Below are 10,541 nucleotides of genomic sequence, written 5' to 3'. Positions count from 1 at the left end.
CCCCGCGGCCACGCCCGTGGACCGGTACGCCTTCACCCGCTTGGCCGCGGGGCCGCCGCACCGCGCCGACAGCCAGTCGACCCGCACCCACAGCAGTTCCTCGGCGCCCCGCTCCACCCGACCGATCCATCCGGCCCGGAGCCGAAGCCCCGCACCGGCGCCGGCCAGCAGCATCCCGCCCGCCGCCGGCACCGCGAACGCGCTCCCCAGTGCGGCCAGGAAGCCCAGCACCAGCCACCACCGGTGCCCGCGCCGCCAGTTCCGTACCGTCACCCGCCGGTCCTGGAGCACATCGTGCTTGCCCGCCCGGGCGGCTCCCCGGGCCAGCGCCCCGTACCGCTTCCGCCGCGCACCGGCCACCACGGCCACCGCCACGAGGAACAGCGCGGCCCCGGCCATGACACCGATGCGCCGCCCGGTCAGCCCCGGCACGAGCACGCCGATGCCCGCCGCGAGCACCCCGAGCCACCACAACGGCGCGGCTCCGGCCCGCACCACGACGGCCGCCCGTGCCAGTCCCTGCCCTCCACGCGTCACGTTCCCGCCTCCTCGGCTCCTGGCGTACGAATACAGGCGTACGCACTTGGCGCACACGGCGTACGACCACCGGTGGGCACGCTAGCCAGCGAACGTGAGACCTCCCTGAGAACCGCTCCTCGCGGGCCCCCTCACTCCACGAACAGCCCCCGAGCAGCCGCCCGCGCGTCGAACTCCTCCAGCCGCGCCTGCGCGCCCGGCAGGTCGTCGCACATCGCCTCCAGCAGCACCCGCCCCAGCAGCATCGGCGCGCACGCGGTGTCGAAGGCGAGCCCCGTCCCCACGGCGGCGGGCAGCAGCAGGTCCGACACCTTGGCCACGGGCGCGAAGGCCGAGTCGGCCACCGCGACCACCGTCAGCCCGGACTGCTTGGCATACGTCAGCCCGTCCACGACCTCCCGCGGATGCCGCGGCAGCGCGAAGCACAGCAGCGCGCTCGCCCCGGCCGACACCGCCGCGTCGATCCGGTCGTGCAGCATGGTGCCGCCCTCGTTCAGCAGCCGTACGTCCGGATGGACCTTCGCGGCGAAGTAGGAGAACCCGTACGCCTGGGCCGCGGCCGCCCGCAGTCCGAGTACCGGCAGCGGGCGCGAGGCCGCCAGCAGCCGCCCGGCCCGCTCCACCGGCCGTGGATCCGCCAGCAGGTCGGCCAGGTGCCGCAGGTTCTCGATCTCGGCCTCGACGGCCTGCTGGTACTCGTTGTACGACGTCGTGTCCGCGGCCGGCTCCGCGGGCGTGACCTCGCGCAGATGCCGCCGCAGCGCCGGATACCCGTCGAAGCCGAGGGCCACCGCGAACCGCGTGACCGACGGCTGGCTGACCCCGGCCAGCTCGGCCAGCTCCACGCTCGACAGGAACGGCACGTCCGCGGCGCGCCGCACCATGCTGTGCGCGATGCGCCGCTGTGTCGGCGTCAGCCGGTGCCCCTCGAAGAGCGCCTGAAGGCGCGCCGCCGGGCTGTCGGTCACGCTCATGACGTGCTTCCCCTCCCAAAGTCCTGACCGTTCCCACGGTCCTGACCGTTCCCACCGTCCTGACGGACGTCGTGATCGTCATCGCCACCGGTATCCGTCCAGATGTCCGTGAACCGGTCGAGCAGTGCGGCCGCCGCGCCCACGTCGTCCGTGAGCGGCCGGTCGGCCTGGTCCGCGTCGAGCACCGCCTCGGCCAGCTCCAGCGCCCGCCCGGCCGGCAGCCCGGGATCGGGCCGCAGGTCGCGCTGGCGCAGGGCCCGCACGGCGGCGACGAGCTCGCAGCCGACGACGAGCCGGAACGCGTCGCACGCCCGCAGCGTCTGCCGTGCGGCCAGCGAGGCGAAGCTGGCCTGCTCCTCGACGCCTCGGGAGAGTACAGCGTGGCCCAGCGACGCGGGTGCCGAGAAGGCCCGCAGATCTCCGAGGGCGGCGCCGGCGGCGTACTCCAGGATCATCACACCCGAGGAGGCGGGCTCGTGGTCGGCGAGGAAGGGGCGCAGCCGGGTGTAGGCGGGCTCGTTCAGGGTGGACAGCCGGGACGTCGACAAGCGCGCCACCTGGGTGACGGCAAGCCGGAAGTGGTCCAGGGCGAGGGCGAGTTGGGCCTGGTAGAAGCCGCCGTGGTGGTACGCGGCCATGTCCTGCGCGCAGATCAGGGGGTTCTCGGCGGCGGCGTTGATCTCCACCTCCAGCACCTGTTCCAGCGCGTCCGCCGCGTCGAGCGCGGGCCCGTGGATCTGCGGCAGGCAGCGGAATCCGTACGGGTCCTGCAGCCGCCCCAGCGGTGGCGTCGGCCGGTCGTCCGCGCCGATCAACTCCCGCATGCGCCGGGCCACTTCACTCGACCCGCGGTGCGGACGGGCCGCGTGCACGGGCGCCGCGTACGCCTCGTGCGACCCGTCGACGGCGAGCAACGACAGCGCGGCGACGACCTGTGTGGCGGCGAGCAGTCCGCGCAACTCGTGCAGGGCCAGGGCGGACTGGCCGAGAGTGAGGGCGTTGCTGCTGATCAGGGCTAGCGCGTCGTTGTTGTCGAGCAGTTGCGGTTGGGGGGCGTCCGGTCCCCTCCAGGGATGCTCCCCGGCCAGCGCGAGCCCCACCTGGGCGAGTGCCGCGATGTCGCCGGTGCCCACCGACCCGAACTCGTTCACCACCGGGTACGCCCCGCTCTCCAGCGCCTCGCACAGCGCCGTGACCACGCTGGGCCTGAGCCCGGCACCGCCGGCGAGCAGCTGGTTGGCCCGTACGGCGAGCATGGCCCGCACCTGGCGCGCGGGCAGCTCCGCCCCGACGGCCCCCGCGTGGCTGCGCAGCAGCCGCAGCCCGTGCCCGGCGGCGGCCTCGGTCGGCAGATCCTCCGTCCGGTTGGCACCCACGCCGGTGGAGCGGCCGTACACCCTGCCGGTCGCCGCGATCCGCCGAGCCGCGTCCCAGGACTCCTCCATGCGCTTCATCGCTTCCGCGCCGGGCGTGGGGCGGGCGGCCCCGTCGGCGAGCCGTACGACGTCCTCGACGCCGGTGCGGCTGCCGTCGAGGACCACGGGCCGGGGCGACACGGCACCGGGGACGTCCACAATGCGAGACGACATCACACCCAAACACCTCTCAAACCGGGCAAAGAGTCTCGACTGGCGGTCATTCGTTACCAGCGATTAACGCCCGACCGTTGACAACCTATTCACATACCGAGAACTCTGCATGACGTTATACAGACCCGGCAAGGGACACCTCATGATCCAGTTCGACGCTGTCCACAAGCGCTTCCCGAACGGCACGACAGCGGTCCACGACCTCTCGCTGGAGATGCCGGAAGGCGGCGTGACCGTCCTCGTGGGATCTTCCGGTTGCGGCAAGACGACCACCCTCCGCATGGTCAACCGGATGGTCGAGCCGACCTCCGGCACCATCCGGGTCGGCGGCAAGGACGTCCTGGCACAGGACGCCGCCGAACTGCGCCGCTCCATCGGGTACGTCATCCAGCAGGCGGGGCTCTTCCCGCACCGCACGGTCCTCGACAACATCTCCACGGTGCCGCTGCTGCTGGGCTGGGGCCGCCGCAGGGCCCGGGCGCGCGCGGCCGAACTCCTCGAAACCGTGGGCCTGGCCGCCGACATGGGCAAGCGCTACCCGCACCAGCTCTCGGGCGGTCAGCAGCAACGGGTCGGCGTGGCCCGCGCCCTCGCCGCCGACCCGCCCGTCCTCCTCATGGACGAACCCTTCGGCGCGGTCGACCCCGTCGTCCGCACCCAGCTCCAGGACGAACTCCTGCGCCTGCAGAAGGAGCTGAGCAAGACCATCGTCTTCGTCACGCACGACATCGACGAGGCGGTCCGGCTGGGCGACCGCATCGCGATCTTCCGTACGGGCGGCCACCTCGTCCAGTACGCGCCCCCGGCCGAGCTGCTCGCCCACCCGGCGGACGACTTCGTCACGGACTTCCTCGGCGCCGAACGGGAACTCAAACTGCTGTCGCTGACGCCCCTGAAGGACGTACCGCAGGCGCCCGCGGCCACCCTGCCCGCCGACGAGCCGGTGTCCGGAATATCCAGGTCCGACGGCCGCTGGCGCCTCGTCACCTCGGCCGCGGGCGGGCCGCTGGGCTGGCTCGACACGGACGCGCTGCCCACCTCGGGCACCACCGGCGAGGCGCCCCTGCGTCCCGCCCGGGCGCTGCGCGACACCGACTCGCTCCTGTCCGCCCTCAACGAGACCATCGCCTCGCCGAGCGGGTTCGTCGCGCGCGTCGACGCGGACGGCACGGTCACCGGGGTCACGGCCCGCGAGGAGATCCACGCCCACGCGAACGCGGCGCACGCCGCGGCCGGCGCCGCCGCCGCGCGCACCGCCGGCCCCGACAGCACCGCGCCCGTCACGGCCACCGCCACCCCCGCCGAGCGCCCCGCATGACCATCGACTGGTCGTGGATAGGCGACCACACCGACGACCTGACCACCCTCTCCGTCTCCCACCTCCAGGCCGCCCTCACCGCGGTCTTCCTCGGTCTGCTGATCTCGCTGCCCCTGGCCGTGGTCGCGCACCGGATCCGCCCGCTGCGCGGGCTGCTCCTCGGCCTGTCCAACGTCCTCTTCACGATCCCGTCGATCGCGGTCTTCGTGCTGCTCCTGCCGGTGAGCGGACTCACCCGCACCACGACCGTCATCGGCCTGACGATCTACACCCTGGTCGTCCTGCTCCGGAACACGGTCGAGGGGCTGGACTCCGTACCCCAGAAGACCAAGGAGGCCGCGAAGGCCATGGGCACCCGCCCCCTGCGCACCCTCCTCACCGTCGAGCTGCCCCTCGCCCTCCCCGTGATCATGGCGGGTGTACGGATCGCTACGGTCATGTCGATCTCGCTGGTCTCGGTCGCCACGTACATCGGCGACGGCGGCCTCGGCCAGCTCTTCACGGACGGCTTCCAGCGCAACTTCCCGACCCCGGTGATCGCCGGCGTCGTCCTCACGCTCCTCCTGGCCCTGGTGGCCGACGCGCTGCTGGTGGCCCTCCAGTACGTCCTCACTCCGTGGACCCGGAAGCGGGGTGCCTGACACCGTGTACGAACTCTTTACGAACCTCGGTTCCTGGCTGACCAGCGCCGAGCAGTGGTCCGGCCCCGACGGCATCGGCCACCGCCTCGCCGAGCACCTCCAGTACTCGCTCCTCGCCACCCTCATCGCGGCGGCCATCGGCCTCCCGCTCGGCCTGCTCATCGGCCACACCGGCCGGGGCGCCTTCGTGGCCATCAACCTCGCCTCGTTCGGCCGCGCGCTGCCGACCGTCGGTCTGGTCGTCCTGGTGTTCCTGGCCAGCGGCCTGTCGATGTGGCCGGTGTACGTCGCCCTGGTCGCCCTGGCGGTCCCGGCGATCGTCACCAACACCTACGCGGGCATGACCGCCGTCGACCCGGACGTGAAGGACGCCGCCCGCGGCCAGGGCATGCGCGCCCACCAGGTCCTCTTCCAGGTCGAGCTGCCGCTGGCCCTCCCCCTGATCATGACGGGCCTGCGCCTGGCCCTGATCCAGGTGGTGGCCACGGCCACGATCGCCGCGTACGTCTCCTTCGGCGGCCTCGGCCGCTACGTCTTCGACGGCCTTGCCCAGCGCGACCTGGTGCAGGTGCTCGGCGGCGCGGTCCTGGTCGCCGTGGTCGCCGTGGTCCTCGACCTCGCCCTGAGCGGCCTCCAGCGCTTCCTCTTCCGCCACCGCACTGCCTAGGAAACCGAGACATGAATCGTCGTACGCTCCTCGGCGGCCTCCTCGCCGCCGCCTCCGTGCCCGCCCTCGCCGCGTGCAGCAGCGGCATCACGTCCCTCGAAGGCGAGGGCTCCGTCGGCCAGGGCTCCGGCTCCAGCAAGGACGGCATCACGATCGGCACCGCCAACTTCACCGAGAACCAGGTCCTCGGGTACCTCTACGCGGCCGTCCTCGAAGCAGCCGGGGTGAAGACCACCGTCCGTCCCAACCTCGGCACCCGCGAGATCCTCATCCCCGCGCTCAAGGGCGGCGACATCGATCTCCTGCCCGAGTACCAGGGCGCCCTGCTGCACTACGTCGCCCCCAAGGCGACGGCCACGGAGGAGGGCGAGATGCAGAACGCCCTCACCATCGCGCTCCCGGCCGGCCTCCAGGTGCTGCCGTACGGCATGGCGGAGGACTCCGACGCCTTCGTGGTCACCCGGGAGACGGCCGAGAAGTACGGCCTGACGAGCCTGGCCGACCTCGCGAAGCAGAACGGCAAGCTGGTCATCGGCGCGGCGGCCGAGGTGAAGACCCGTGAGGTCGGTGCGGTCGGCCTCAAGGACGTGTACGGGGTGGAGTTCAAGGAGTTCAAGTCGCTCGACTCCTCCGGGCCGCTGGTCAAGGGCGCCCTGAAGAAGGGTGACGTGGACGTCGCGAACCTCTTCACCACCGACACCGACATCCAGGCCAACGACTGGGTGGTCCTCACCGACCCGAAGAACCTCATCCCCGGCCAGCACGTCGTCCCCCTGATCGCCGACCGCAAGGCCGACGCCACGGTCCGCAAGGCCCTCGCGGAACTCGGCAACGTCCTGACGACGAAGGACCTCACCGAGCTCAACCGGCAGGTCGACAAGGACAAGAAGGACCCGGAGGACGTGGCGGACGCGTACGCGAAGCAGAAGGGCCTGACGAAGTAGCGGGGGGGTACGGCCCCCAGCCGCAACAGGGGGGCTAACCCCAGTGCCACCGCACCCGCGGCTGCCTACCGTGGACTCCATGACCGGTAATGGAACCCGCGACGCCGAACTCAACAAGGAACTCGCCGCCACCCTGCACGCGCGTGAGGAGCTGGGCGAGGAGTACGAGTCGGCGCTGGTCGACTCGTTCCTGGAGAAGGTGGAACAGCGCCTCGACGGCGCGGTGGACCGCCGGGTACGGCGCCAGCTGGCCGAGCACCAGATGGTCGTGGCCCGCGGCACCCGTACCCCGGAGTCCACCGACACCTGGGGCGAACGCTTCGGCTTCGGGATCGTCTCCCTCGTCCTGGCGATCCCGCTGTCGGCAATCAGCGGAGGCATCGCGGGCCTGCCCGGCCTGCTGGTGGCCTGGGCGGGCATCGCCGCCGTCAACGGAGCCTGGGCCTTCCGCAACAGCCCCGGATTCGGCCGCCGGGGGAAGAAGCCGGCCGACAGCGACTGGGACGAGTGACGCCTCCTGTGGGCCGAGTCGCCTGCTTGTAAAGCGACCACGACCGCAACCATCAATTGAGGAACCACAACGGACCGCAACAAGGTCCGCGAAAGCGGCGCCGGTTCAGGCGCAAAGGGGTGCGCGGGGACCGCCGCACCCCCGTTGCCGGGGGGCGGGACGACGGCGGTCCCCGCGAGGGACGCGGGCCGGGTCAGGGCCGGGCTTGCGCGTCCGGTGGCGTCCATGGAGGTCCGGGAGCCGCTCCGGAGGTCCTTGGCGCCGTTCGGCGCCGGCCGGGGCGGGGAGCCGCTCCCGCCCTGCCGACACCCACTAATGTGCCGGACCCGTGTTAAGCGTGTGCTGCGTGAACGTGACGCGCTCGTACCACTTCCGCGAAGTTCTACGCGAGCAGACTCCGAACGGGTGGACAGACCCGCCCCACACGGGCGAACCGGAAGAACCGTCCGGCCGGCTCACTGACCGGACGGCTCACGGACCGGACGACTCACGGACCGGACGGCTTACTGCTTGAGGCTCCCCTTGGCGAGGAACGCGAGCAGGTCCTGCCGGCTCACGACCCCGGTCGGCTTGCCCTCGACGAGGACGATCGCCGCGTCGGCGCCTCCCAGCACGGACATGAGGTCCGCCACCGGCTCACCGGAGCCGACCTGCGGCAGCGGCGGCGACATGTGCTTCTCCAGCGGGTCGTCGAGGGACGCCCGCTTGGTGAACAGCGCGTCGAGCAGCTCCCGTTCGACGACCGACCCCACGACCTCCGCGGCCATCACGTCCGGGTGCCCGGCGCCCGGCTTCACGATCGGCATCTGCGAGACGCCGTACTCCCGCAGCACCTCGATCGCCTGACCGACCGTCTCGTCCGGGTGCATGTGGACGAGCGAGGGGATGGAACCGCCCTCCTTGTCGTTCAGGACGTCACCGACGCGCGCGTTCGGGCCCTCGTCCTCCAGGAACCCGTAGTCGGCCATCCACTCGTCGTTGAAGATCTTGCTGAGGTATCCGCGCCCGCTGTCGGGCAGCAGCACGACCACGACGTCGTCGGGACCGAGCCGCTCGGCGACGTGCAGCGCGGCGACGACGGCCATGCCGCACGAACCGCCGACCAGCAGCCCCTCCTCCTTGGCCAGCCGCCGGGTCATCTGGAAGGAGTCCTTGTCGGACACGGCGACGATCTCGTCGGCCACGGTCCGGTCGTACGCGGTCGGCCAGAAGTCCTCGCCGACGCCCTCCACGAGGTAGGGCCGCCCGGACCCGCCGGAGTACACGGAGCCCTCGGGGTCGGCGCCGACGACCCGCACCCTGCCGTCACTGGCGTCCTTCAGGTACCGCCCGGTGCCGGAGATGGTGCCCCCGGTGCCGACGCCCGCCACGAAGTGCGTGATCTTCCCCTCGGTCTGTTCCCACAGCTCGGGGCCGGTGGATTCGTAGTGGGACAGCGGGTTGTTGGGGTTGGAGTACTGGTCCGGCTTCCACGCGCCCGGCGTCTCGCGCACCAGCCGGTCGGAGACGTTGTAGTACGAGTCGGGGTGCTCGGGATCCACGGCGGTGGGGCACACCACCACCTCGGCGCCGTAGGCCCGCAGTACGTTGATCTTGTCGGTGCTCACCTTGTCGGGGCACACGAAGATGCACTTGTACCCCTTCTGCTGGGCCACGATGGCCAGCCCGACGCCCGTGTTGCCGCTGGTCGGCTCGACGATGGTTCCCCCGGGCCTCAGCTCCCCGCTCTTCTCCGCCGCCTCGATCATGCGTAGGGCGATGCGGTCCTTCACGGAACCGCCGGGGTTGAAGTACTCCACCTTGGCCAGGACGGTCGCCTGGATGCCCGTGGTCACGCTGTTGAGCCTCACCAGCGGGGTGTTGCCGACGAGACTGATCATCGAGTCGTGAAATTGCACCGTTGTCTCCGGAGCTGCAAAAAGGACAGGTTGTATGGTTCCGCCAGCGTAAGCCCCCCAGGCGTCCGTTCACGCGCTGTTGAGATTGGTCCACGCCCTGTACGGGGCATGGAGGGGGTGTACGGCTAGGAGGAGGTGGCGTCGACGCATGACGAGCATGTCGAGGGCGCGGGTGGCCCGGCGCATCGCTGCGGGCGCGGCGTACGGCGGCGGTGGGATCGGGCTGCTGGGCGCGGCGACCGTGGGAGTGCTGCTGGCCGAGGTGCAGATGGCCAAGCGGATCGTGGGCAACGGTCACAGCCCGCACCCGCCCAGCGCGGAGGGACTGTACGGGCGCGCGTACGACACCCCTGACGATCCGCCGATCCTCCTCACCATGCTCGGCGACTCGACGGCGGCCGGGCAGGGCGTGCACCGGGCACGCCAGACTCCGGGCGCGCTGCTGGCCTCGGGGCTCGCGGCGGTGGCGGAACGTCCGGTGCGGTTGCGAAACGTGGCCCTACCGGGTGCCCAGTCGGACGACCTGGACCGCCAGGTGTCCCTGGTCCTCGCCGATGCGGGCCCGGCTCCCGACATCTGCGTCATCATGATCGGCGCGAACGACGTCACCCACCGGTTGCCGGCGACCCGCTCGGTCCGCCATCTCTCGGGCGCGGTCCGGCGACTGCGTACGGCGGGTGCGGAGGTCGTGGTGGGCACCTGTCCCGACCTGGGCACGATCGAGCCGGTGCAGCAGCCGTTGCGCTGGCTGGCCCGGCGGGCGTCGCGTCAGCTGGCTGCGGCCCAGACGATCGGTACGGTCGAGCAGGGCGGGCGAACCGTTTCGTTGGGCGACCTGCTGGGCCCGGAGTTCGCGGCGAACCCGCGCGAACTGTTCGGCCCGGACAGCTACCACCCCTCCGCCGAGGGCTACGCCACGGCGGCGATGGCCGTCCTGCCCACGGTCTGCGCCACGCTGGGGCTGTGGCCGGCGGAGGAGGAGCGTCCGGACGTGTCCCGCCGCGAGGGGTTCCTGCCGGTGGCCCGCGCCGCGGCGGAGGCCGCGTCGGAGGCGGGTACGGAGGTCGCGGCGGCGATGCCCACCGGGCCGCGGGGGCCGTGGGCCCTGCTCAAGCGGCGCCGCCGCCGGCGCGTGCCCGCCACGGATCCGGTGCCGGCGTCGACTGCGGAGCCGTCCACGTAGCGCTCCGCGCACGGCGAGGAAGGGCCCCTTGCTGTCGTACGGCGGCTGCGGGCCGTCGCGGGCCGGTCGCGCAGTTCCCCGCGCCCCCTGCGGGGCTGCGCCCCAGCCCTCCGCTGTCAGGAAGAGCCCCTTGGCGTCGTACGGCGACCGCAGGCCGTCGCGGGCCGGTCGCGCAGTTCCCCGCGCCCCCTGCGGGGCTGCGCCCCAGCCCTCCGCTGTCAGGAAGAGCCCCTTGGCGTCGTACGGCGACCGCAGGCCGTCGCGGGCCGGTCGCGCAGT

10 protein-coding genes are annotated in these 10,541 nt (G+C 72.2%); 6 read left to right on the top strand and 4 right to left on the bottom strand.

The window, feature by feature from the left end:
* From FNH08_RS33665 to FNH08_RS33655, 3 genes are all read right to left on the bottom strand, one after another.
* Positions 1–537, bottom strand: a 537-nt coding sequence (locus FNH08_RS33665) for a hypothetical protein (RefSeq protein ID WP_322725937.1), incomplete at its 3' end; no start/stop codon positions are given.
* A gap of 131 nt (positions 538–668) precedes the next feature.
* Positions 669–1,511 (bottom strand): MurR/RpiR family transcriptional regulator, encoded by an 843-nt coding sequence (locus tag FNH08_RS33660; RefSeq protein ID WP_152775315.1) that lies wholly within the window; start codon positions 1,509–1,511, stop codon positions 669–671.
* Complete coding sequence (locus FNH08_RS33655; protein WP_228034505.1) at positions 1,508–3,100, bottom strand: aromatic amino acid ammonia-lyase; 1,593 nt, start codon at positions 3,098–3,100, stop codon at positions 1,508–1,510. Before FNH08_RS33655 ends, FNH08_RS33660 begins: the two co-directional genes overlap by 4 nt.
* Positions 3,101–3,242: 142 nt before the next feature.
* Here FNH08_RS33655 and FNH08_RS33650 point away from each other — a divergent pair, with 142 nt between their 5' ends.
* The 5 genes from FNH08_RS33650 (at position 3,243) to FNH08_RS33630 (ending at position 7,181) form a co-directional block, all read left to right on the top strand.
* Entirely contained in the window at positions 3,243–4,418 is a 1,176-nt protein-coding gene (locus FNH08_RS33650; protein ID WP_152775318.1) for an ABC transporter ATP-binding protein, read from the top strand.
* Positions 4,415–5,059, top strand: coding sequence for an ABC transporter permease (locus FNH08_RS33645; protein ID WP_152775314.1), 645 nt, complete (start codon positions 4,415–4,417; stop codon positions 5,057–5,059). Before FNH08_RS33650 ends, FNH08_RS33645 begins: the two co-directional genes overlap by 4 nt.
* Before the next feature lie 4 nt (positions 5,060–5,063).
* On the top strand, positions 5,064–5,726 hold the full coding sequence (locus tag FNH08_RS33640; protein ID WP_322725938.1) for an ABC transporter permease: 663 nt from the start codon (positions 5,064–5,066) through the stop codon (positions 5,724–5,726).
* Between the two features lie 11 nt (positions 5,727–5,737).
* Entirely contained in the window at positions 5,738–6,670 is a 933-nt protein-coding gene (locus tag FNH08_RS33635; RefSeq protein WP_152775313.1) for an ABC transporter substrate-binding protein, read from the top strand.
* A 79-nt stretch (positions 6,671–6,749) separates the two neighbouring features.
* Positions 6,750–7,181, top strand: coding sequence for a hypothetical protein (locus tag FNH08_RS33630; protein WP_152775312.1), 432 nt, complete (start codon positions 6,750–6,752; stop codon positions 7,179–7,181).
* Between the two features lie 503 nt (positions 7,182–7,684).
* Here FNH08_RS33630 and FNH08_RS33625 read toward each other — a convergent pair.
* A complete protein-coding gene (locus tag FNH08_RS33625; RefSeq protein WP_322725936.1) occupies positions 7,685–9,079 on the bottom strand; it encodes a cystathionine beta-synthase in 1,395 nt (464 codons plus the stop codon).
* 148 nt (positions 9,080–9,227) lie between these two features.
* Between FNH08_RS33625 and FNH08_RS33620 the strand changes: the two genes are divergently transcribed.
* A complete protein-coding gene (locus FNH08_RS33620) occupies positions 9,228–10,262 on the top strand; it encodes an SGNH/GDSL hydrolase family protein (RefSeq protein ID WP_152775311.1) in 1,035 nt (344 codons plus the stop codon).
* Positions 10,263–10,541: the final 279 nt, after the last annotated feature.

The sequence above is a fragment of the Streptomyces spongiae genome (genome assembly GCF_009377185.1).
Taxonomy (GTDB): Bacteria; Actinomycetota; Actinomycetes; order Streptomycetales; family Streptomycetaceae; genus Streptomyces; species Streptomyces spongiae.
The sequence above is the reverse complement of the archived record's forward strand: the minus strand, read 5'-3'. Positions and strand labels throughout refer to the sequence as shown.

Excerpts from the sequence above, each read along its gene's own strand:
- FNH08_RS33660 (WP_152775315.1), bottom strand. The coding sequence starts at position 1,511 with ATGAGCGTGACCGACAGCCCGGCGGCGCGCCTTCAGGCGCTCTTCGAG.
- FNH08_RS33655 (WP_228034505.1), bottom strand. The coding sequence starts at position 3,100 with ATGTCGTCTCGCATTGTGGACGTCCCCGGTGCCGTGTCGCCCCGGCCC.
- FNH08_RS33650 (WP_152775318.1), top strand. The coding sequence starts at position 3,243 with ATGATCCAGTTCGACGCTGTCCACAAGCGCTTCCCGAACGGCACGACA.
- FNH08_RS33645 (WP_152775314.1), top strand. The coding sequence starts at position 4,415 with ATGACCATCGACTGGTCGTGGATAGGCGACCACACCGACGACCTGACC.
- FNH08_RS33635 (WP_152775313.1), top strand. The coding sequence starts at position 5,738 with ATGAATCGTCGTACGCTCCTCGGCGGCCTCCTCGCCGCCGCCTCCGTG.
- FNH08_RS33630 (WP_152775312.1), top strand. The coding sequence starts at position 6,750 with ATGACCGGTAATGGAACCCGCGACGCCGAACTCAACAAGGAACTCGCC.
- FNH08_RS33620 (WP_152775311.1), top strand. The coding sequence starts at position 9,228 with ATGACGAGCATGTCGAGGGCGCGGGTGGCCCGGCGCATCGCTGCGGGC.